General features: G+C 67.9%; 21 protein-coding genes and 1 tRNA gene. 11 read left to right on the forward strand and 11 right to left on the reverse strand.

The genetic code is table 11. From position 1 onward, the window contains the following. The first annotated feature begins 55 nt into the window (after positions 1-55). Positions 56-1,585, forward strand: coding sequence for a M28 family metallopeptidase (locus FHU38_RS24605; RefSeq protein WP_167176873.1), 1,530 nt, complete (start codon positions 56-58; stop codon positions 1,583-1,585). 58 nt (positions 1,586-1,643) lie between these two features. Here the strand turns inward: FHU38_RS24605 and ypfJ are convergent, their stop codons facing one another. Continuing rightward, positions 1,644-2,543 carry a KPN_02809 family neutral zinc metallopeptidase gene (gene ypfJ, locus FHU38_RS24610; RefSeq protein ID WP_167176875.1) on the reverse strand — a complete coding sequence of 300 codons (900 nt, stop codon included), beginning with the start codon at positions 2,541-2,543 and terminating at the stop codon, positions 1,644-1,646. Between the two features lie 517 nt (positions 2,544-3,060). Between ypfJ and FHU38_RS24615 the strand changes: the two genes are divergently transcribed. Together FHU38_RS24615 and FHU38_RS24620 are read left to right on the forward strand one after the other, a co-directional pair. Continuing rightward, positions 3,061-3,537, forward strand: a complete 477-nt coding sequence (locus tag FHU38_RS24615) for a MarR family winged helix-turn-helix transcriptional regulator (protein ID WP_167176877.1) — start codon at positions 3,061-3,063, stop codon at positions 3,535-3,537. Positions 3,538-3,557: 20 nt separating this feature from the next. Further along, a tRNA-Ser gene (locus FHU38_RS24620) sits at positions 3,558-3,642 on the forward strand. Between the two features lie 121 nt (positions 3,643-3,763). Here FHU38_RS24620 and FHU38_RS24625 read toward each other — a convergent pair. Further along, entirely contained in the window at positions 3,764-4,366 is a 603-nt protein-coding gene (locus FHU38_RS24625) for an ImmA/IrrE family metallo-endopeptidase (protein WP_167176880.1), read from the reverse strand. A gap of 1 nt (position 4,367) precedes the next feature. Beyond that, complete coding sequence (locus FHU38_RS24630) at positions 4,368-4,739, reverse strand: helix-turn-helix domain-containing protein (protein WP_167176882.1); 372 nt, start codon at positions 4,737-4,739, stop codon at positions 4,368-4,370. A 122-nt stretch (positions 4,740-4,861) separates the two neighbouring features. Between FHU38_RS24630 and FHU38_RS24635 the strand changes: the two genes are divergently transcribed. Both FHU38_RS24635 and FHU38_RS24640 read left to right on the forward strand, forming a co-directional pair. Continuing rightward, positions 4,862-5,128, forward strand: a complete 267-nt coding sequence (locus FHU38_RS24635) for a DUF2188 domain-containing protein (RefSeq protein ID WP_313886906.1) — start codon at positions 4,862-4,864, stop codon at positions 5,126-5,128. Positions 5,129-5,133: 5 nt separating this feature from the next. Further along, complete coding sequence (locus FHU38_RS24640) at positions 5,134-6,306, forward strand: glycoside hydrolase family 3 protein (protein WP_167176885.1); 1,173 nt, start codon at positions 5,134-5,136, stop codon at positions 6,304-6,306. A 19-nt stretch (positions 6,307-6,325) separates the two neighbouring features. Here the strand turns inward: FHU38_RS24640 and FHU38_RS24645 are convergent, their stop codons facing one another. Next, positions 6,326-6,736, reverse strand: coding sequence for an SsgA family sporulation/cell division regulator (locus tag FHU38_RS24645; protein WP_167176887.1), 411 nt, complete (start codon positions 6,734-6,736; stop codon positions 6,326-6,328). A gap of 352 nt (positions 6,737-7,088) precedes the next feature. Between FHU38_RS24645 and FHU38_RS24650 the strand changes: the two genes are divergently transcribed. Next, on the forward strand, positions 7,089-7,733 hold the full coding sequence (locus FHU38_RS24650) for a hypothetical protein (protein ID WP_167176888.1): 645 nt from the start codon (positions 7,089-7,091) through the stop codon (positions 7,731-7,733). A gap of 60 nt (positions 7,734-7,793) precedes the next feature. Continuing rightward, entirely contained in the window at positions 7,794-10,088 is a 2,295-nt protein-coding gene (locus FHU38_RS24655) for a beta-glucosidase family protein (protein WP_167176889.1), read from the forward strand. Here FHU38_RS24655 and FHU38_RS24660 read toward each other — a convergent pair. Then, positions 10,074-11,165 carry a winged helix DNA-binding domain-containing protein gene (locus FHU38_RS24660; RefSeq protein WP_167176890.1) on the reverse strand — a complete coding sequence of 364 codons (1,092 nt, stop codon included), beginning with the start codon at positions 11,163-11,165 and terminating at the stop codon, positions 10,074-10,076. The genes FHU38_RS24655 and FHU38_RS24660 overlap by 15 nt on opposite strands. Before the next feature lie 166 nt (positions 11,166-11,331). Here FHU38_RS24660 and FHU38_RS24665 point away from each other — a divergent pair, with 166 nt between their 5' ends. After that, entirely contained in the window at positions 11,332-12,345 is a 1,014-nt protein-coding gene (locus FHU38_RS24665) for a beta-ketoacyl-ACP synthase III (RefSeq protein ID WP_208416929.1), read from the forward strand. Here the strand turns inward: FHU38_RS24665 and FHU38_RS24670 are convergent. The 6 genes from FHU38_RS24670 to FHU38_RS24695 form a co-directional block, all read right to left on the reverse strand. Then, positions 12,332-13,813 (reverse strand): adenylate/guanylate cyclase domain-containing protein, encoded by a 1,482-nt coding sequence (locus tag FHU38_RS24670; RefSeq protein ID WP_208417020.1) that lies wholly within the window; start codon positions 13,811-13,813, stop codon positions 12,332-12,334. The genes FHU38_RS24665 and FHU38_RS24670 overlap by 14 nt on opposite strands. A 62-nt stretch (positions 13,814-13,875) precedes the next feature. Beyond that, a complete protein-coding gene (gene ku, locus FHU38_RS24675) occupies positions 13,876-14,847 on the reverse strand; it encodes a non-homologous end joining protein Ku (protein WP_167176891.1) in 972 nt (323 codons plus the stop codon). Positions 14,848-14,863: 16 nt separating this feature from the next. Further along, a complete protein-coding gene (locus FHU38_RS24680; RefSeq protein WP_167176892.1) occupies positions 14,864-15,433 on the reverse strand; it encodes a DNA polymerase ligase N-terminal domain-containing protein in 570 nt (189 codons plus the stop codon). Between the two features lie 159 nt (positions 15,434-15,592). Then, positions 15,593-16,405 carry a SigB/SigF/SigG family RNA polymerase sigma factor gene (locus FHU38_RS24685; RefSeq protein ID WP_167176893.1) on the reverse strand — a complete coding sequence of 271 codons (813 nt, stop codon included), beginning with the start codon at positions 16,403-16,405 and terminating at the stop codon, positions 15,593-15,595. Further along, the gene (locus tag FHU38_RS24690) at positions 16,402-16,833 is read right to left on the reverse strand and encodes an ATP-binding protein (protein ID WP_009152096.1); all 432 of its coding nucleotides are present in this window, start codon (positions 16,831-16,833) and stop codon (positions 16,402-16,404) included. Before FHU38_RS24690 ends, FHU38_RS24685 begins: the two co-directional genes overlap by 4 nt. A 72-nt stretch (positions 16,834-16,905) precedes the next feature. After that, entirely contained in the window at positions 16,906-18,003 is a 1,098-nt protein-coding gene (locus FHU38_RS24695; RefSeq protein ID WP_167176894.1) for an Rv2629 family ribosome hibernation factor, read from the reverse strand. A gap of 156 nt (positions 18,004-18,159) precedes the next feature. Between FHU38_RS24695 and FHU38_RS24700 the strand changes: the two genes are divergently transcribed. From FHU38_RS24700 to glmS, 3 genes are all read left to right on the forward strand, one after another. Continuing rightward, entirely contained in the window at positions 18,160-18,933 is a 774-nt protein-coding gene (locus FHU38_RS24700) for a sulfite exporter TauE/SafE family protein (protein WP_167176895.1), read from the forward strand. A 61-nt stretch (positions 18,934-18,994) separates the two neighbouring features. Further along, the gene (locus tag FHU38_RS24705; RefSeq protein WP_167176896.1) at positions 18,995-19,264 is read left to right on the forward strand and encodes a hypothetical protein; all 270 of its coding nucleotides are present in this window, start codon (positions 18,995-18,997) and stop codon (positions 19,262-19,264) included. Positions 19,265-19,278: 14 nt separating this feature from the next. Beyond that, positions 19,279-21,105 (forward strand): glutamine--fructose-6-phosphate transaminase (isomerizing), encoded by a 1,827-nt coding sequence (gene glmS, locus FHU38_RS24710; RefSeq protein WP_167176898.1) that lies wholly within the window; start codon positions 19,279-19,281, stop codon positions 21,103-21,105. Positions 21,106-21,113: the final 8 nt, after the last annotated feature.

Here is a 21,113-nt window from a genome sequence, read left to right on the forward strand (position 1 = left end):
CTTTCCCACAAAAAGATCAAAAGTGACGATCACCCGTCACGAAGGGGAAGTGTCTATGTCATCACTCACGGCGAAACTGAGACCAGCCGTCGCGGTCGCGGCGTGTGCGAGCCTGGCTCTCGTCGGCGCCGGCACGGCGACCGCGAAACCCGCGGCCGACTCGAACCTGCCGGACAACCTGGTCAGGCAGGTCGACGTCGGCAAGGTCAACCGGCATCTGATCGCGATGCAGCGGATCGCCGACAGCAGCGGCGGCAGCCGGGCGGCGAGCACCGAGGGGCATGCCAGGTCGGCCGAGTACATCGCCACCAAGCTCGAAGCAGCCGGGTACGACGTGACCCGCCAGGAGTTCCCGTTCACCTACACCGAGACGCTTGCCGAGCGGCTCGAGTCCGGGGGCACCGAGTTCGGGATCATCATCATGAGCTACAGCCCTTCGACGCCGGAGGGTGGGATCACCGCACCGCTCGCCGTGATCCAGCCGGACGACACACCTGGCTGCGAGGTGTCGGACTACGGCGACGTCACGGGCAAGATCGCCCTGATCAAGCGTGGCGCGTGCACCTTCGCACAGAAGCAGGCGTCCGCCGCCGACGCGGGTGCCGTCGGGGCCGTCATCTACAACAACGTCGAAGGCGACCTCAACGGCACGCTCGGTGACCCGGATGCAGGGCGTATCCCCACCGGGGGCATTACGCTGGCCGCGGGGGAGGAACTCGCCGCGCAGGACGGCGCCGAGGTGACGCTGGAACTGAGGGCGCTGTTGGAGGAGCGCACCAGCTACAACGTCATCGCACAGACAAAGACCGGACGTGCCGACAACGTCGTGATGGCGGGTGCCCACCTGGACAGCGTCACCGAGGGTCCCGGCATCAACGACAACGGCAGCGGGTCGGCCGCGCTGTTGGAGACGGCGCTGCAACTCGGCGGCAAGCCAAGGGTCAACAACGCCGTGCGATTCGCGTGGTGGAGTGCGGAGGAGTTCGGCCTGGTGGGCTCGACCCACTACGTCAACTCGCTCTCGTTCGAGCAGCAGCTCGACATCGCGCTGTACCTCAACTTCGACATGATCGGCTCGCCGAACGCGGGGTACTTCGTCTACGACGGTGATGACTCCGACGGCGAGGGCGCGGGCGCGGGCCCCTACGGCTCGGCACAGATCGAGCAGGCATTCGTCGACTACCTCGACGGAGCGGGCGTCCCGACGCAGGGCACGGACTTCTCCGGCCGTTCCGACTACGGCGAGTTCATCGCGGTGGGCATTCCCTCGGGCGGGCTGTTCACCGGTGCCGAAGGGGTCAAGACGCAGGAGCAAGCCCAACTGTGGGGCGGTGAGGCCGGTGTCGCTTACGACCCGTGCTACCACCAGACCTGCGACAACCTGGGCAACATCGATCGGGTGGCGCTTGACCGCAACGCCGACGCGATGGCCTGGGTGACGGCGACGTACGCCCTCAGCACCGAGGACGTCAACGGCGTCGCCGCGACGGCGGCGAAGGACAGGAAGCAGGTCGCGGCCCAACGCGCGAACGCGCAGACCATGCGGGCCGCGGCGGCCGAACACGGTCACGCCGAGTCCGCCTGACGCGCACCCGGTGGTCGTGGGTGGCGTCGCCGCTCACGACCACCGGGTCACGCGGGCTTCAGCCGAGATCAGGGGCGCCGAAGGTGTCGCAACGGGCCGGGTCCGCGGTGTTGAGGCCGGTGGTGAACCAGTGCTCCCGCTGAGCCGAGGTGCCGTGCGTGAACCGTGATTCGTCCACCTCGCCGCCGAACTCCCGCTGTATGAAGTCGTCGCCGATGCGGCCTGCGGTGTCGAGCGCGGCCGCGATGTCGTCCCTGGTTATCTCGGTCAGCAGCGGCCGCCCGTTCTCGGTGAGCGTTGTGGTGGCGTTGCGCGCCCACACCCCCGCGTAGCAGTCGGCCTGCAACTCCAGTCGCACACTGTCCGACGTCGGTCCGGCGCCTTCGCGGACCCGCGTCGAGATTCCCAGCAGGTTCTGTACGTGGTGGCCGTACTCGTGGGCGAGCACGTAGGCCTCGGAGAACAGGCCGCCCCGCGCGCCGAAGCGCTGCCTCAGGTCGGCGAAGAACGCCAGGTCGAGGTACACCCCGGCGTCGGTGGGGCAGTAGAAAGGTCCGGCGTCGGAGCCCGCGGAGCCGCACGCGGTGTCGATCCGGCCGCTGAAGAACGTGGTGACGGACTCGTGATAGGTGAGTCCGGTGCGGGCGAGTTCGCCCGCCCAGTAGTCCTGGATCGAGTTCACGATCGCCACGACGGCGCACTCGTGATCGGTGTTGGCGTCGGCGCCGGTGCGGCATTCCCTGGCGAGCGAGTCACTGTCGACCTGCTGGCCTGGTTCGACAGTACCGAGGGTCGACGTGTCCACAGGTACGCCACCGAGCTGGCCGAGTACGAAGTAGATGAGCAGCCCGACGATCCCGAGACCGCCTCCGCCGATCGCGACCCGCCCACCCACGCCGCCACCGCGCAGGTCGCGGACCTCGGAGACGTCCAGTTCGGCGTCCTCGTTGAATCTCACGAGCGAAGACAATATGCCAACACAAAACCTGGGTGCGGTGTGCCCGAAAGCATCCGCACCCAGGATTACCGAGGTTGTCCATTTGTCTGAGCGGTCGACCGTTTACCGGGTCGGCGAGGGCACTGCGGCGCGTGCCAGAACATCGCGCCGAAACAGGCCCGATCGACGCCGTCTTGTGCGAGAAGACGCGTAGAACATCCCGGACTGCCCACGATCACGGCCGAGGCGTCACAAGCCGTCTCGACCGTGGGAACACAGTCCCCGCTGCTCCTCGACAGCGGGACGGTCAACCGCGCGTGTCACCATTCGTCACCGCATCACCTGACCCTTTCCCGGCGGAGCACCGAACCGGTACTGGGCTGGAGTCCTCGACTTTGTTCGGTGACTCCGTCCGATGCCTCCAGGGTGCTCCGTTTGGAGTCAGCTCGCAACCAAATCGCAACCCACCATTTGGTGAGTTGCGGTATTGGCCACTCGGCGCGGGAACCCGGGTGCCGTGGCTCTACTCTCCGTTGCCATGACCGAGGTTTCGCGCCGGGTGCGCTGGCTGACCGATACCGAAATGCTGGCGTGGCGCTCCTACATCGTGTCGACACTGAAACTGCGGCAGCGGCTGCACCGGGAACTCACCGATCAGCACGACGTCTCGCTCACCGACTACGAGGTGCTGGTCTGCCTTTCAATGGCCGAGGACGGCAGCATGCGGATGACCGAACTCGCGCAGCTGCTGGGTTCGACGAAGAGCAGGCTGTCGCACCAGGTCGCGCGCATGGAGGAAGCCGGATACCTGCGCAGGGGCAAGGACCCGCGGGACCGCAGGGGCGTCACGGCGGAGTTGACGCAGGAGGGCGAGGGCTTGCTGGAACGCTCCGCGCCGACCCACGTCGAAGGCGTGCGCGAGCATTTCGTCGACCTGCTGACCACCGAGGAGCAGTTGCTGCTGGGAGAGGTGTTCTCGCGGGTGCTCGCACACCTGACAGAGCTTGAGGACTGAGGCGTTACGCTGAGCGCCAGGGAAGCGTGGCAGAGCGGCCGAATGCACTCGCCTTGAAAGCGAGCGACGGGCAACCGTCCGGGGGTTCAAATCCCTCCGCTTCCGCGCCTGTGACCAGGGAAGAAGCCGGGGCGGACCACACGTGCCGCCCCGGCTTCTCCTGTCTCCGTTGCAGTTTGCGTTGCGGTTGTGCCGTTCAGACGGCGGTTGAGGTCGCGGTGATGGTTCAACCAAGCTCGCCGACCGTCGCGTTCACCGTCGGCCGTGGCCATTTCTGCCTTGAGCGGCACGCGATGCGCCGTGCGGCTGTCGCGTTCATCCGCCAGCGCGCCATGCGTTCACTGACCCGGAAGTACCTGGCCACCGTCGCATCCGTCCAGCCACGAAACGCCGCCGTGCGTGCGGCGGAGCAGGGTATGAGCAGCTCACCCGACAACTCGGCGGCTTCCTGTTCCAGCTCCGCGGGCGACGACACACAGCTGTTCTCCGCGCTGAGAAGCACGCCGAAGTCGTGCTCTAGAAGCACGTGAGCCATCTCGTGCGCGATGGTCGAGCGACGCCGCTTCCACTCGTGGACGTGGTTCTCGACTATGACCTTGCCGCGCCCCACGGCCAGCAACGCGGCCGAGAACGCCTCGGCCCGCGGGCCCATGAAGTGCCGCACCGCCGGTTCCGGCAGCCATGGGTGGCTCAGATCGAAGACCTCGATGCCATAGAGCTCGGCCAGCGCGTAGGGGTCCATCGGTGCGAAAGCCGCGATGCCCATCTCCTCGCGCACCTCGAGCGCGAGCCGCTTCGCCGTCGCCTTGAATCCGCGCCGCAGGGACACGCTAGCTCTCCCGCCGGTCGGCCTTGATCCTTCGCATGGTGGCTCCGAAGATCTCCAGCAGGTACTCCCTGTCCGCCTCGGTGAGGTCCTCGTGGGCGCGCAGCAGCAGTGCGAGTTGGGTTTCCAGCGCGGGTCCGCGTTCCTGGCGTGGTCGCGAGTCGGGCCACACCATGAACTCCTCGGCGGGCGAGCCAAGCCACTGCACGAGGGCGATGAACCCGTCGAGGTCCGGCCTGTGGCCGTTGCCCATCCGGCTGAGTAGGGACGGGCTCACCCCTGCCTCCTCGGCGAGCTGTCGCCACGACAACCCCCGAGCCCTGCGCTGGGCGTCGAGCGCGTCGTGCAGCCTGCGCGCGTCCATCCGGCCTTCCATGTCACTGCCCTTTCGTCTCCTCCGTTTCAATATCACAGGGGTGTGTCATTCCTGCCAGCTGTGCCAGTGCTGACCTATCGTTTCAGCAAAGCAACACGAGGGAAGGTGAGGGGGCGGCATTGGTGCGCAAGCGGTTCCTGGTTCGGTTCCAGGTGTCGGCGGACTCGTTGACATGGCTGGTGATCCGCGACGGCGATGTCCTCGAAAGGTACTGCCGCAAGTGCGACGCGATCGGCAGGGCGGCGCGGCTGGCAAGAGCCGACCCGCCCGCCGCTCTCGTGATCGAGCGGATGGACGGAACTGTTCAGGCAACGAGAAGATACGGCCCCGGCTCGCCGGACGGAGCCGATCCGGCGGGCGCGTACCGTGAGCCGGGAAGTACGGTGTGAGCACGATGAAGCGTTTGTTGCCGACGATCGTGGTGGCTGCCCTGCTCAGTGCCTGCGGCGGGTCGGGCGAACAGGCTGGGGACGAACCAGCACGGGAAGTGTCGACTCCGCCGGTCTCCGCGAGTTCCGTGCCCTCCTCGACACCCTCCACGAAACCACCGCCCACCACCCAGCCTTCGGGGCCCAACTGCGAACCCGTGGTCGCGGACATGTCGACAAGGCAGCGGCTTGCGCAGTTGCTCGTTGTCGGAGTCGATCCGGCTGATCCCGCCGCCGCGGTCGCGCTGGTAAGCGAGGAGCAGGTCGGCGGGATCTTCATCGGCGGCAACGCCACCCAACTGCTCACCGATGACGCGCTAGCGCGGGTGCAGCAGGCGGCTCGCGTACCCGTGTCGGTCGCCGTGGACGACGAAGGCGGCCGGGTGCAGCGGCTCGACGAACTCTCCGGTTCCATTCCCAGCGCGCGGGAGATGGCGAGGACCATGACGCCGGAGCAGGTTCGCGCCCTCGCCGTCGAGCGCGGCCGCGCTTTGCTGGCCCATGGCGTCACCGTCAACTACGCACCCGACGTCGACCTCACCGACGGACCGTCGGACGGTGTGATCGGTGACCGCTCGTTCAGCGCGGACCCCGCGGTGGCCAGGCGGTATGCGGTCGCCTTCGCGCAGGGCATGAGAGAGGCGGGTGTCCAGCCGGTGGTGAAGCACTTCCCCGGGCACGGCCGCGCCGACGGTGACTCGCACGCCTCGCTGGTCCGAACGCCACCCCTGGCCGACCTGCGTGGCAGCGACCTGCTGCCGTACGAGCGGATCGGTGAGTACGGCGAGGGAACCGGTGTGATGGTCGGGCATCTGGACGTTCCTGGACTCACCGAAGGTGAGCCTGCCTCGCTTTCCCCGGCCACCTACGAACTGCTGCGCGGCGAGTTCGGGTTCCAGGGGCCCGCGCTCACCGACGATCTCGGTGCCATGCGGGCGATCTCCGACAGGTATGCCTTGCCGGATGCGGTGCTTCGGGCGCTGCAGGCCGGCGCTGACCAACCCCTGTGGTCGTCGGGTGGCCAGGTGAACGTGGTGCTCGACAGGCTCGAGCAGGCCACCTCTACCGATGAGCTGCCGGAAACGCGGGTGCGGGAGGCGCTGGAAAGGGTGCTGTCGGCGAAGGGCGCCTGCGGCTGAGCCAGCCGCAGGCGCCGCGTCAGGGCCTGGCCGTCGTCAGGTCGGTTATCAGGCCGTCGAGGTCCAGGTGGTCACTTTCCACGCCGAGACCCACCAGTTCCACGGTCTGCCCGATGAACCGCAGCACGTCCACCCGGCTCAGTTCCACCACCGCGTACCCGTCGGGTGACTCCAGTTCGAGCACGAGAAGGTCGCGGTTTCCCGACAGGTCAGGGCGAATCCGGACATCCCCGATGCCCGCGACCTCGGACAGGCCCGCGATGAGCAGGTCGCGGGCGAATTCCCATTCGACCCACTCCCCGGGCTCCACACGGAAGGCGAGGGCGATGGTGAACGGCTCGCTCGCCGAATAGGACAGCCGGGAAAGCAGGGGTGTATCGCAGCCGTCGAGGTAGGCGAACTGGCTCTGGTGCACGGTGTCGTTGTCCACGGCACACTCCCGTCGAAGTCCCCTGCCGCTCGCTGGACGCGTGCGGTCCTTCCATAGAAGAAGACGTCCACCCGGCTTCGAGGTGATACGCCATTCGGGCGAATCCTGTCTGTTCAACAGAGGGTAGATCCAACGCGACCGAACCGGCCGGTAATCGTCCGGGCGGGTACGACGCTGGAACTCAAGGTATTTGCCACAAGCAACTTGCGGAATGCGTTCACTCAATCGAGTCGTGTTCGGCGGTAAGCGGGCCTGATCTAGTGACAGGGCACAGAGGGGGCGGTAAACAGCCATCAGATGCCTTGGCCGAGCCAGGAAAACGCTTGGGGACCGTATCCAATGGAGGGACCTGATGGCGCCCAACGTTCCGCGTTGCACGCCGACCGACGCTGACCTGCTCGATCGCACCGGCATCATCACCGCCAGTCTGCCCGCTCAGCGACAGGTCGAGACCGCACTCGACGATCACCCCGAGGCCGTCGCGCCGCATGGCGTGCACCGCTCCCGGTTCGCAGGCGTGACGGTGGCATTCCTGATGCTGATCGTCGCCGTCAGTGCCGTGGTCGACCGCGACATTCCGACACCTTCCGGGGTCGCCGTGGGGGAGCAGCGGCAACCGACCGTCGTCTCCGTGCCCGCTACCACGCCGCCGCGAGCCCCCTCGACCACAAGGTCCGAACCTCGGCGGCCGACCCCGCCCCCGACCCCGAAGCCGCAAGCCCCGCCACCACGGCAGGAGTCGATCGAGCCGCCCGTGCAGCCGGTGGTCACTCCGAAACCCGCCACCCCGACCCAGCCTGAGATCGAACGCCCCAAGCCCGACGTGCGGCCGGGCAGCGATTTCGCGGAGCGGGTGCGTGACCTTATCGGGCCCGCGCTCGATCGCTACGAACATGAGCGGTTCGGCTACCTTGCCCAGGCTGACCCGCGAAGCTACGGCGATCTGCTCACCTACTCGCAGCGGTGGCGGGAACTGTTCTCAATCCGGGACTGGTGACCCGGGCTCGAAATATGTGAAAATAGCTCGCGTTTCTGTGGATCGGCTGGAGGCGAGCACATGCGTCGTTGGGTTGTCCTGCTCACGCTGACGGCACTCACGTCGCTGCTGGTCACGGTGCCATCCACTGCCTCGCCGTCGGCCGACGAGAGTGAGGCCTGCCCGTGGCTGGACTCCGGCCTACCGGTTGAGAACCGGGTGCGGCAACTGCTCGGCGCGATGACGTTGGATGAGAAGCTCAGCATGGTGCACGGCTCGGCGGGTCCGCTGGAGTTCGTCGGGCCGGTATACGCGGGGCTGGTGCAGGCCATTCCCAGGCTGTGTGTACCCGAGTTGGGGCTGTCCGACGGCCCGGCCGGTGTCGGCAACAGCCACACCGGCGTCACCCAGTTACCCGCTCCGCTCATGCTCGGCGCCACCTGGGACTCCGGGCTCGCCGAGGAATACGGCGCCGTACTCGCCGAGGAGGTGGCGGGAAAGGGCGCGGGTGTCGCCCTTTCGCCCAGCGTCGATCTCATCAGGGACCCCCGTGCGGGCAGGGGATTCGAGACTTTCGGGGAGGACCCGCGGCTGGCGGGCGTGCTGGCGCAGGCGCAGATCCGCGCCATCCAGGACCGTGGCGTGCTGGCTCAGGCCAAGCACCTGGCCGCCTACAACCAGGAGACCGCGCGCAACACCCGGTTGGGCAACGCGGTCGTGTCCGAGCGGGCACTGCAGGAGTTCTACCTGCCGCCGTTCGAGCAGGCGGTGGACGCGGGTGCCGCCTCGGTGATGTGTGGCTACAACCATGTCAACGGAGTGCACGCCTGCAACAACACCTACCTGATCTCGCAGGTCCTGAAAGGACAGTTCGGCTTCGACGGCTTCGTGACCTCGGACTGGTTCGCGCTGCACGCCAGCCATGCCGCCGCCAACGCGGGCGTGGACATGCAGATGCCGTCGGGCTGCTACTTCGGTCCGAGGCTGCGTGACGGCGTGCGGACGGGCAAGGTCGCACTGTCCCGGTTGGACGACATGGTCGGTCGTATCCTGCGGCAGATGTTTCGGCACGGCCTTTTCGACAGGTCACGCACCGGTTCCCCCGACGCGGTGGTCACCACGCCTGAGCACGTCGCTGTGGCCAGGAAGGTGGCCGAGCAGGGCAGCGTGCTGCTGAAGAACGGGGCGGACCTGCTCCCGTTCCAAGGGGTCGACTCGATCGCCGTGCTCGGGCGCGCCGCTGGCGCGGGGGTCATCGGCTCGGGCGGCGGCAGCGCGCACGTGATCGCCCCCTCGATCGTCACCCCGTTCGACGGTATCAAGCGGCGGGCAGCTCGGGAGGGCATCGACGTTCGGTTCGCCGAGCGCGCGGACGCCGTGAAGGTCGCCGAGGCAACCGACGTCGCCGTGGTGTTCGTGAGCCAGTGGTCGTCGGAGTCCAAGGACCGTGGCGGCATCGCGTTGTCCCACGCGGACAACGCGATGATCGAGGACGTCGCCCGCGCCAACCCGAACACGGTCGTGGTGCTCAACACGGGCGGTCCGGTGACGATGCCGTGGCTCGACGACGTCGCGGGTGTGGTGGCCGCCTGGTATCCGGGACAGGAGTACGGCAACGCGATAGCGGCGCTGCTGTTCGGTGACGTCAACCCGGCGGGCAAGCTGCCGGTGACCTTCCCAGCCGCGCTGCGGCAGGCGCCCGCGGCCGATCCGCCGCGGTTCCCTGGCGGGCACTACGACGAGGATCTCGCAGTCGGCTACCGGTGGTACGACCAGCAGCGACTGCGACCGCTGTTCCCGTTCGGTTTCGGTCTGTCCTACACCGAGTTCTCCTACAGCGACCTTCGGATCGCCGGGCAGGCGGAGGCCGAAACGGTGACCGTCGAGGCCACGGTCACCAACACCGGCGACCGGCGTGGAACCGAGGTGGCTCAGCTCTACGTCAGCCACCCCGCCGTCGACGGGGAGCCACCGAGGTTGCTGAAGGACTTCGAGAAGGTCGAGCTGGACCCCGGCCGCAGCGCTCGGGTGCGGTTCACGCTGGACGCGCGGTCCCTGTCGCACTGGGATGCCGAGGCTCACCGCTGGGTGCGCAGTGCCGGTGACTACGTGATCTCGGTGGGCGGGTCCTCACGTGACCTGCCGCTCGCCGGCAGCCTGCGGGCACAGCGCACCGTCGCGACCAGCGAGCCGACCCCGCCACCGCCTCCTGGCGCACCCGAGGGAGGCGACGACGCGCTCACCAAGCTGGCCAACGCCGCGACGTGCCCGTCGGAAGGGGCTTACGCCGCCGCGCTCGGCGCCGCGTCCCTGGTGGGCCTTCCGCCGGGTGAGCAGGCGGAAACGCCACCGCGCAACCCGTCATCGGGTGGCTGATCCCAGTCGGACCTCACCTTCGGGCTTGCCCGCGAACCGCAGCAGTCGCCTGCCCTCGGCTTCGACCGCCGCGGCGTTTCGTTTGGACAGTCGCCGGAACGGTTCGACCTCCAGCACCGACTGCTTGAGTTTCCAGCGACCGCTCACGAAGCCGTCGACAAGGAAAACACCAGGCGCGACCGCGTTCTTGGTCTTTATGCGTTCGCGGTTCTCGTCGCTGAGCACGCGGGTGCGGTCGGCATGGGAGAACAGCAGATTGTCGAACTCCGGCACGAACCGTGGCGGTGCCGGGGTGTCCGCGTCGGGCCGTGGCGCCTCCGGCAGGTCGAACAGCTCTCTGCCGTCCTCGGTGCGGAAGGTGCGCAAGCGCGGCCGAAGCCGCTCGACGACCTCGCCGAGCCGTGTCAGGCCGCACCATGTCTGGACGTCGCGAACTGTGGCAGGGCCGAACGCGGCGAGGTAGCGCAGGACGACACCGGCGAGGTCGAGGTCGCGGCGCGGCGCTTGGTGCAGCCAGCTCTCGGCCGTGGCATAGGTGGGTCGGCCGCTGCGGCCCCATATCCCGCGCGGCGGCACCTGCACGAGTGCAAGCCGGTTGCGCGCCGCGTAGACGAGCGCCTTGGGGTCGTGGTCGGGCCAGCGGCGCGCAAGCGCCTCACCAAGGGCCGCGGTATTCAGCGGTGCGGTGAGCAGCAGTTCGCGGGTGGTGTCGGCGAGCTCGTCGATGTCGACGCCCGCGAGCTTCGGGGTGAAGGTGGTGTTGCCCCGAAGCTCGGTTTCCATGATCGGTTGGGTGAGCGCGCGCAGCGGCAGCGCATCGGCCGCGGCGACCAGGTGCACGGTGCCGCGCATGACGACGATCCGGGTCACCTGTCGGTCGAGCAGCAACCGGGACAGCTCGTCGGCACGGAAGTTCCGCAGTCGGGTCCACAGGCCGTAGTAGGGCGGCAGCGGTGCCTGCGCCTGCATGCCGACCAGGTGCTCGATCAGCTGAAGCGCGGAACCCTCCTGCCTTCGCAGCAGTGATTGCCGGGCCAGTAGTGCCCGGTTCAGTTCCCGGGTGCCGAGGGTCGTCATGGGTCCTTTCTAGCCGCCAAAGCGGTCAGATTCTTTCCTGTTTGACGCCTCGGAGTGGAGTTGAAGTGATGTGGGTCACATGGCGAGCCTCTACCGATTGGTAGCCCATAGAAGTTGGCATGGGCCGGTTTCACTCTTCCGCTCCCCACACGCTGGCCCTGGAGGAATGCAGGTGCCCACGCACGACACGCGGAAAGTGGCGGTGCTCGCCGGTATCGGCGCTTGGCTGCCACCACGCGTGGTGGACAACGACGAACTATCGCGACGCCTCGACACGTCAGACGAGTGGATCCGGACCCGCACCGGAATCGGTGAGCGTCATGTGGTCGACCCCGGGATGTCCACGGTCGACATGGCGGTCGAGGCGGGCGCGCGGGCTCTGCGCTCGGCGGGTTCGGCAGACATCGACGCGGTAGTGCTCGCCACGGCGACGCCCGACCAGGTCTGCCCTGCCAGCGCCCCACAAGTGGCCAGTGGACTCGGCCTCGGCAGCGTCGCGGCGTTCGACGTCAACGCGGTCTGCTCCGGGTTCGTCTACGCCCTTGCGACCGCGGCCGGGCTGATCGCGGCAGACGTGGCGCGCAGCGTGTTGCTCATCGGAGCCGATGCCTTCACCACGCTGCTCGATCCTGACGACCGCAGCACCGTGCCGATCTTCGGTGACGGTGCCGGCGCGGTCGTGCTCCATGCGGGCGAGGCGGGCCAGGACGGTGCCGTGGGGCCGTTCGACCTGCACAGCGACGGCGAACTCTCGGAGTTGCTCATCGTGCCCGCCGGTGGGTCGCGCATGAAGCGGTCGACGAACCCGGCCGACCACTGCTTCTCCATGCGCGGGCCCGCGGTGTTTCGGCACGCGACCGCGCGGATGGCGGAGTCGTCGCGCGCGGTGCTCGATCGGGCAGGCTGGACGATCGCCGACGTCGACCGCTTCATCGGTCACCAGGCCAACATCCGCATCCTGCAGGCCACCGCCAAGCAGCTCGGGCTGCCCGCCGACAGCCTCGTCGTCAACATCGAGCGCACCGGCAATACCAGCGCGGCGTCGATACCGCTCGCGATGGCCGACGCGGCAGCGGATGGCACGCTTCAGAAGGGTGACCGGGTGCTGCTCAGTGCGTTCGGTGCGGGCCTCACCTGGGGCTCGACGGTACTGCGCTGGCCCGACGTCATTCCTGGCTAGGCTCATCCAGCCAGGTCTGTGTCGGGGTCTGCCTGCCCCGCAACTGGATCGTCTCGTGCCGCCGCCAACGGGCACGTTCGGAGTCGGTGGCCGCGGCCAAGGTGGGCTCACTGATCAGGATGCGTCCCGGTACCTGCTTGGCGTGCTCGGTGAGGCGGGCGGCCTCGTTGACGGCGTCACCTATCACCGTGTACTCAAGCCTGCTGCTGGTGCCCAGTTGCCCCGCGAATGCCGGGCCGGTGGCGACCCCGATGCCGAGGTCGAGTTCGGCACTGGAACTGACCGCGTCCCTGATGGCCCGAGCCGTCCGCAACGCCGACGTCGCGGGATCGGCGTGCCGGGTGGGTGCGCCGAAGATGCACAGCGCCGCGTCGCCCTGGAACTTGTTGACCAGCCCACCGTTGGTGCCAACGGCGTCGACGACGCTGGCGAACAGCCGGTTGAGCTTGCGGACCACCTCCTGCGGGGGCAGCTTCGCGGCCAGTGCCGTGGAGTCGACCACGTCGACGAACAAGGCGGTGACCTCGCGAACGTCCCCGGACAGCGACACCCCGTGTTCCAGCGCATGGCGGACGACGTCGTCGCCGACATGCCTGCCGAACAGGTCGCGCAGCCGTTCCTGCTCACGCAGGCCCTTGGCGAGCTGGTTCACCGAAGCCTGGAGCATGCCGATCTCGCTGGCATCGTCCACCCCGACCTCGACGTCCCTGCGTCCTTTCGCGATCCGGTCGAGCGCGAGCCGCAGTTGATGCAGCGGCGCGGCGACCGCCTTGGCGAGCAGCGCGGTGGCCAGCGCGCCGACGACCAGGCCGATCACCGAGAGCGACACCAGGCTGTACTCGGTGTTTCCGTTCCCGATGTCGGGCGGCGCGCCGACCAGCAGCACGCCGAGCAGTGGTACCCCGCTGGCCAGCGCCCAGGTCAGCACCAGCCTGGTCAGCACCGTGGCGGGCAGGTTCTCGCGTGGTGGGGCGACGTGAAGTGCTATCGCCATCACCGGCCTGGCGACCCATTCCGCCGCCAGATAGGTGAGTCCCACGGTGGCGAACCCGCCGAGCAGGATCGCCAGCGTGACGCCAAGCGCGTCCAGCCACGAGCTCAGCAGCCCGGTGAGCAGGCCGATCAGGAGCGTGCCCACCGCCCACAGCGTCCCTGTCACGACGGCAAGATCGACCGGTAGCCGTAGTGCCCTCACCGCCTCCTGCGGTGTCGGATCGCGCCCGAGAACGAACCACACGGCGGTGCGGCGTTGCAGGAACCCGGTCCAGGCCGCGCCGACGATCATGGCGAGCAGCACGTAGCCACCGGCGCAGGCCACCAGAACCCAGCGGGCGCCGCCGATGTCGGCGGGGATGCCCTGCAGGAGCAGCAGCAGGAGGACGACGCCCGCTCCGAGGAAGCTCGTCCCGAAGCCGAGGACCGCGAAGCCGAGGCTCGTACGCAGCACCGTCCGGAACCGCGCCGACAACCATCCGCTCACCACCAGGGGATCGTATTCGTGTCGCCCGAGGTGAGGACACGGTTACCCGATCACGAGGCGGGCCTGCGCCGCTGTTGCCTCCCGGCTTGCCTGACCGCCTTCTCCAGCTCGGCGCGGTTCATCTTGGAGCGACCCTTCACGCCGAGTTCGCGAGCCATCCGCTCCAGCTCCGGCTTGCTCAGCTCGGACAGCTCCTGTTCGGCCTGCTCGTCCCGTCCTGCCGGTTCGGGCTTCTTGCCTTTGCCCTTTCGGCTCTCGACGCTGCGGGAGAGGGCTTCGAACAGGTCAACCACCTTGGTGGCCTCGGGCGGGCTCTCGGCAGGCGTGACGGTCCTGCCCTCGCGCTTGTCCTCGATGAGCCGCATTACGCGTTCGGTGTAGGTGTCGTGGTGCTCCTCCGGCTTCCAGTCGTCGGCCATCGACTCGATGAGGCTGACCGCCATGTCGATCTCCTTGGGGCGGGCCTGACCGGGTGCGGGTAGCTTGCTGATCTCCTTGGCCGGTTCGCGGATGTCCTCGGGAAACAGCAGCGTGTTGAGCACGAGCACGCCCTCACCCGCCCTTACGGCGGCGAGGTATTCCTTACCGCGCATGACGAAGCGCGCCAGCCCGGCCCTGTTCGTCCGGTCCATCGCCTCCAACAGCAGGGTGTATGCCCTGCCGAACTCCTCCTTGGCCGGCGCGAGCCAGTACGTCTTCTGGAAGTAGATCGGGTCGATCTGGTCGAGGTCGACGAAGGCGTCGATGTCGATCGTGCGGGAACGGCCGGGCGCGATCTCCTCGAGCTCCTCCGGCTCGATGATCACGTACTCGTCGCCGCCGAGGTCGTAGCCCTTGACGATCTGGTCGTAGGGCACCTCCTCGCCGGTGCGCTCGTTCACCCTGCGGTAGCGAATCCGGTCGGACGTGCCGCGCTGGAACTGCCTGAAGTGGACTGTGTGGTCCTGGGTGGCGCTGTACAGCTCGACCGGTACCGTCACAAGGCCGAAGTTGAGTGCTCCACCCCAGATCGCTCGCGCCACGGGTACCTCCCCCGTTTCAGGACAGCTCTTCGCTCGTCCTGCCGCTCAGCACCGACTCCGGCAGTGTCGCACCCGGGTGGTGTTCGTGGTAGGCACCCTCGTCGTCCTTCTTGATCAGCAGCCACTGTTCCTGGGTACTGCTCGGCCGGGTCCGCACCATGGCGAAGGCGCCGTGCAACTTGTGGCCCTCGAGCCAGATGCTCATCCGGCCGTCTGCCAGGTCCTGCTCGATCGCCGTCTCGGACAGGTTGGTGAACGTTCCGCTGTCCCACACCAGCACGCTGCCCGCCCCGTACTCGCCCTCGGGAATCCGTCCCTCGAAGTCGGCGTACTCCAGCGAGTGGTCCTCGGTGCGGATGGCGAGCCGCTTGTCGCCGGGGTCGAGGGAGGGGCTCTTGGGAATCGACCAGGAGACGAGCACGCCGCCGATCTCGAGGCGGAAGTCGTAGTGCAGGCTCGTGGCGTCATGCTTCTGTATGACGAAACGTGACCGATCCGGGCGCTTGCGCTTCGGCGCCCCATGCTGCTTTGAGCGTGACGCACCCGCCTTCACGTCGGCGTCGGGCGGCGCTTCCTGATCTGCCATGGGCCACAGGTACCCGACGTATTGGCAGGTAAACGCATACGCCACGGGAACAGTCGGCAGGGGGAACTGGCCACTTCGTGACGGCGGTGGGCGCGAATCCGGCCTCGGCCGCTCCGGTCACTCTCGGTGCCCGGCGGTTGGTACCGCCGGGCGCGAGAGTCACCCCGATTGGTTTTCGTCGAGTCCTTCCCGCAGCTTCTTCAGCGTTCTGGCGAGCAGCCGGGACACGTGCATCTGCGAGATTCCGATACGTTCCGCGATCTGGGTCTGCGTCATGTTGTGCACGAACCGCAACGCCAGGATCGTCCGCTCCCGCTCCGGGAGGTCCTTGACCAGCGGCTGCAGTGTTTCGTGGTTCTCGACCCCGGCGAGCGCCGCGTCCTCCTCGCCGAGCGTGTCCCCGAGCGCGAGATTCTCGGTGTCGGCCGACAGCACCTCGTCCAGCGACATCGAGTGGTAGGCGTTGCCAGCCTCGAGTCCCTCGTACACCTCGTCCGGGCTCAGGCCGAGGTGTGTGGCGATCTCGCTCGGTGTGGGTGCCCTGCCGAGCCGCTGCGACAGGTGCGTGCTCGCGTTGTTGATCGACAGGTGCAGTTCCTTCAACCTGCGCGGCACGCGGATGACCCATCCTGTGTCACGGAAATGCCGCCTGACCTCTCCCATCACGGTCGGCACGGCGAAGGAGAGGAAGTCGGACCCCCGGCGAGGATCGAAGCGGTCGACCGCGTTGATCAGCCCCACCCTGGCCACCTGTACCAGGTCCTCCTTGGCCACGCCACGACCGGAGAAGCGCTGCGCGATGTGCTCCGCCAGCGGGAGATGCCCGGTGACGAGCTGATCGCGCAGCTCGGCGCGGCGAGGGTCGCCCTCTTCGAGCGAAACGAACTCCTCGAACAAAGGTGTGAGGTGGTCGTAGTCGTCCGAAGAATTGCGTGATCCCTGAGGTGATCCTTGAGTCGTCGATTCGGTCACGTAAAGGCCGGCTTCCGTTTCGCGAGCTCGATGTGTATCCAGTTGCGCTGACCATTCTGCGAACCCGGCTCGACCCAGGAGTTCGCCGAGTCAGCGAGGGTCGTCAGCACCCGCCACCCGAAGGACCCGGTGCTGGGGGCGTCCTCGTCCGCGGAGGACACCGCACCACGGAACCGCAGCTCGGTCTCACTGATCGTGAATCTGCAGACCATCGTGCTGCCCGGCACGGCACGGGTGATCAGCGTCGAGCAGGCTTCGTCGACGGCCAGTCTCAGATCGGCGATCGCATCGAGGTCGAAATCCGCTCGCATGGCGATACTCGCCGCTACGGAGCGGATTATGGGCAGGTGTACCAGGCTCGCGCCGAGCCGTACCTCGATATCGTCCTGTGCGCCGACGTCGTCGGACGGCGGCCTTGTCTCGGTCACTGTCACCTCGGTAAATTGCCGACCGTTCAAGATTTCCCGCCTACAGTAGACATCATTGACACTGTTGTTCCGTCAGTCGTGGCGGAGAATGGCGCCGAATCCCTCGGTGAGGTCGAGTCGGTCGCCCGTGTGGACGATGTCGGCGTTGACGGCGATCGCTGCCACGGCCACCGCCTCATCCGCGCGCCTGCGGCCGATCGCTTCGGCTCCATGTGCCTTCAGTTCCTCTTCCTGCATGCCAAGCAGCGTGGGGTCGCCTCCGGCGAGGACATCCACCTCGGCGGGTCGGTCGACCAGCAGCGTCTCGACGTTGTGTTCGCGTAGGGCGGTAGTGGTCGCTTCCAGGCCCTGCACGGCCAGTCCGGTCGGCTGTGCGAGCGCGGCACGAAACCGCTCCGCGGTCTGGTCCCTGCGAGCCCGCTGGGCACGGCCCAGCAAGTCCTTGATCTGCTGGTCGAGTTCTTCCTCACCCGAACCTTGGTGCCTGCCGCCGCCCTGCACCTCGCTCGCGTGCGCTCGTACCGACTCCGGCAAGGCGTCCAACAGCGCCTTGCGTGCCTGCGTCTCACCAGCGACCACCACAAGGCCAGCTCCGATGCGGCGGGCGATGTCCGCCACGTGCTCGGCCGCGAGGTCGATGTTGCGCTTGATGAGTTCCTCGGTGTGCTCCTGGAAGTTGCGGTGTGCCCAGCCACCGGAGGGAACCTTGTGGATGTGGTGGTCGGTGCCCTCCACCGTTCTGGCGTCGACGACACGGCCTTGGCGGTCGACGGCTGTGACGTCAGCTCCCACTCGGTCCACGACAGCGACGACGTGGGCGGGCGGCGACTCGCCGAGCTCCGCGAGCGGCACGAGGTAGGGCAGCTCGGAAAGCCTGGCGATCGGCCGGGCGGGTGGCGCCTCGAGGTCGGTGTCCACCAGCACCGTTGCGCCGGCGGCCACGAGCGCACGCCCGCTTCGCCCCACAGGCGGGTGGCTTGAGTGCACGGCTGACTCCAGCGCGTCGAGGATCGGCCTGTTCGCCCCCTGTTCGGACAGCTCCTCTCGCAGCTCACGCCACCTGAGGTCCAGCAACTTGGCGGCGTCCTCGGTGTCGTGCGTGTCATCGAAGTAGACCGAGGCGAACGGCCCTTCGGCCGATACCAAGTCGCGCAGCCTCGCTGTGTCCACTCAATACCTCCCTCGCGCGGGTTTGGCCGGTGGCTACCCGGTAAGGGGAAGGCGAAACGTCTGGAGCACACGGAGCGTGATACCGAACACTGTATACGGGCACTGCCTGTGCTCGGCCGGCCGGCGTTGCCTATCGTCGGCTCGCGTGAGCGAAGGATGATCTGGTGGCATGCCGTCCTGATAGCCGCGGCGGGTATCTGGGCGGGGATGATCAACACGGTGGTGGGTTCGGGGACGCTCGTGACCTTCCCCGTGCTCGTGGCGCTGGGTTACCCACCGCTTACGGCCACCACCTCCAATGCGATCGGGCTGGCACCGGGAACGATCAGCGGAGCCGTCGGCTACCGCCACGAGTTGCGCGGGCAGTTCAGGCGGATGCTGACCTTCGTGCCCGCGTCGCTGGTCGGCGCGGGATGTGGAACGGTGCTGCTGCTGTCGCTGCCGCCCGACGCGTTCGAGACGGTGGTGCCCGCGCTCGTCGGGCTCGCCGTAGTGCTCGTGATCATCCAGCCGCGGGTGTCCACCTGGGTGCTGCGCAGGCGGGAGACCTCCGGCAAGGAACAGGGAACGGGCAGCCAGGTGCTGCTCATCACCTTGATCTTCCTCATCGGCGTCTACGGCGGCTACTTCACCGCCGCGCAGGGTGTGATGCTGATGGCTGTGATGGGCATGCTGCTCAGTGAGCCCATCCAGCGGCTCAACGGAATCAAGAACGTCCTCGCGGCCGTGGTGAACGTCGTGGCGGGCACCGTGTACGCATTCATCGCGCCGGTCAGCTGGCCCGCGATCGCGCTGCTCGCCTCGGGTTCCATCGTGGGCGGGTGGCTCGGCGCCAGGATCGGGCGCAAGCTGTCCCCGGTCGCGCTGCGCGCCGTGATCGTGGTGGTCGGTGTCGCGGCGATGGTGCAGATGATCCTTCGGCAGGTGTAGTTTTGCCCGAAATCGGGCAGGGAAGTTGAACCAGCCGCCTGCCGCTGCGAGGCTGGCGAGCGTGGACCGGTCGCCGCCCGCCGAGCTGGTACGCCACGTCGCCGGGTCCACCGGCCTGCCCGTGCGGACGGCGGCGCGGGTGGTGGCCGACGTCATGGCGTTCTTCTCCGAGACCACAGAGGAGTACGTGCGCAGGCGGCACCGTGAGCTCAAACAGCGCGGCCACCGCAACGAGCGGATCTGGACCGTGCTCGCGGCGGAGCTGGAACAACGCCCGGTGGCGGCGCCACAGCTGACCCGGCGCCAGCTGCGGCGCATCGTCTACGGCTAGGGAGAGCTACTCGTATGTGTGGAATCGTCGGCTACGTCGGGCACCGGGACGCCACCCCGATCCTGCTTGAGGGGCTGCACCGGCTGGAGTACCGCGGCTACGACTCCGCGGGGATCGCGGTGGTCAACCGGGGCAAGCTGCGCGTGACCAAGGCCGCCGTACGCGTCGCCGAACTACGGTCCCTCGTCGGTGACGGATACCCCGCGAACATTGGGCTCGCGCACACCCGGTGGGCCACGCACGGCGAACCGACCGAGCGCAACGCGCACCCGCACGTGGACCCGGACGGCAGGGTTGCCGTCGTACACAACGGCATCATCGAGAACGCCGACCAGTTGCGGGCGAAGCTGACGGCGGAGGGCGCCACGTTCGCCTCCGACACCGACACCGAGGTGCTTGCCCACCTCGTCGCGGCACGCGTCTGGGATGGCGCCGAGTCACTGGAGGACGCGGTTCGCGCCGCGCTGTGGGAGGTCGAGGGCGCCTACGGCATCGTGGTGCTCGACGTGCGAAACCCAGGCGAACTTGTGGTGGCCCGCAACGGCAGCCCCATCGTGCTCGGCATTGGCGACTCGGAGATGTTCGTCGCCTCCGACCTCGCCGCCCTCGTACGGCACACCCAGCAGGTCGTCTACCTCGACGACGGCGAGCTGGCCACACTGCGGACCGACGGCTACCGGACCAGCACCCTGCAGGCGCGGCGCACCGACAAGACACCCACCGTCGTGGAGCTCACCGACTCCGACTACGCGCTGGACGGCTTCCCCGACTACATGCGCAAGGAGATCGCCGAGCAGCCGGAGGCGGTGCGTAGGGCGTTGCTCGGCAGGCTCGACGAACGGTTCTCCACCGCGCGGCTCGACGGGCTGCGCATGGACCCCCACGAACTTCGCTCGGTGCAGCGGGTGAAGTTCCTCGGCTGCGGATCGGCCTTCTACGCGGGCCAGATCGGTGCCGACCTGGTGGAGCAACTGGCCAGGATTCCCGCCGACGCCGAGTCGGCCTCCGAGTTCCGCTACCGCAACCCGGTCGTCGACGGCGACACGCTCTATGTCGCGGTGAGCCAGTCCGGGGAGACCGCCGACACGCTCGCCGCGGTGCAGGAACTGCGCCGAAAGGGCGGCAGGGTGATCGGTGTGGTCAACGCGGTGGGCAGCGCGATCGCAAGGGAGTGCGGCAGCGGTGTCTTCCTGCACGCCGGGCCCGAGGTTTCCGTGGCCTCGACCAAGGCGGTCACCAACATGAGCACCTGCTTTGCCCTGCTGGCGTTGCTGCTCGGGCGGGTGCGCGACCTGTCGGTCGCCGACGGGCGGCGCATCGTCGCCGGCCTGGACGCGCTTCCCGACCGCATCGAGGAAGCGATCGAGGCGGAGGACCACATCGCCGAGATCGCGCGCCGGTTCGCCGGCGCCAGGAGCATGTTCTTCGTCGGCAGGGTCCGGGGCTGGCCGGTGGCGAGGGAGGGCGCGCAGAAGCTGAAGGAGATCTCCTACGTGCACGCGGAGGCCTACCAGGCAGGCGAACTCAAGCACGGTCCCATCGCCCTGATCGACGCCCAGATGCCGTCGGTGGTGATCGTGCCCGACGACGAGTTGCTGGCCAAGAACATCGGCACCATCGAGCAGATCAAGGCAAGGGGCGGTCCCGTGATCGCGGTGACAAACGCGATGCTTCCCTCGGGTTTGGCCGACGCCGAGATCCGCGTGCCACACGTCACCGAGGAGCTTGACCCGATCCTGTTCGGCATCCCGCTGCAACTGCTCGCCTACCACCTGGCCGTCGCGCTCGGCAGGGATATCGACAAGCCGCGAAACCTCGCCAAGAGCGTGACCGTCGAGTAGCTCCTTAT

Origin of the sequence: Saccharomonospora amisosensis (assembly GCF_011761185.1) — a bacterium.
GTDB lineage: Bacteria > Actinomycetota > Actinomycetes > Mycobacteriales > Pseudonocardiaceae > Saccharomonospora_A > Saccharomonospora_A amisosensis.

Bases quoted from the DNA above. Each gene is read 5' to 3' on its own strand.
- FHU38_RS24605 (WP_167176873.1), top strand. From the start codon at position 56: ATGTCATCACTCACGGCGAAACTGAGACCAGCCGTCGCGGTCGCGGCG.
- FHU38_RS24615 (WP_167176877.1), top strand. From the start codon at position 3,061: ATGACCGAGGTTTCGCGCCGGGTGCGCTGGCTGACCGATACCGAAATG.
- FHU38_RS24630 (WP_167176882.1), bottom strand. From the start codon at position 4,739: ATGGAAGGCCGGATGGACGCGCGCAGGCTGCACGACGCGCTCGACGCC.
- FHU38_RS24640 (WP_167176885.1), top strand. From the start codon at position 5,134: ATGAAGCGTTTGTTGCCGACGATCGTGGTGGCTGCCCTGCTCAGTGCC.
- FHU38_RS24650 (WP_167176888.1), top strand. From the start codon at position 7,089: ATGGCGCCCAACGTTCCGCGTTGCACGCCGACCGACGCTGACCTGCTC.
- FHU38_RS24655 (WP_167176889.1), top strand. From the start codon at position 7,794: ATGCGTCGTTGGGTTGTCCTGCTCACGCTGACGGCACTCACGTCGCTG.
- FHU38_RS24660 (WP_167176890.1), bottom strand. From the start codon at position 11,165: ATGACGACCCTCGGCACCCGGGAACTGAACCGGGCACTACTGGCCCGG.
- FHU38_RS24665 (WP_208416929.1), top strand. From the start codon at position 11,332: ATGCAGGTGCCCACGCACGACACGCGGAAAGTGGCGGTGCTCGCCGGT.
- FHU38_RS24680 (WP_167176892.1), bottom strand. From the start codon at position 15,433: ATGGCAGATCAGGAAGCGCCGCCCGACGCCGACGTGAAGGCGGGTGCG.
- FHU38_RS24700 (WP_167176895.1), top strand. From the start codon at position 18,160: ATGATCTGGTGGCATGCCGTCCTGATAGCCGCGGCGGGTATCTGGGCG.
- glmS (WP_167176898.1), top strand. From the start codon at position 19,279: ATGTGTGGAATCGTCGGCTACGTCGGGCACCGGGACGCCACCCCGATC.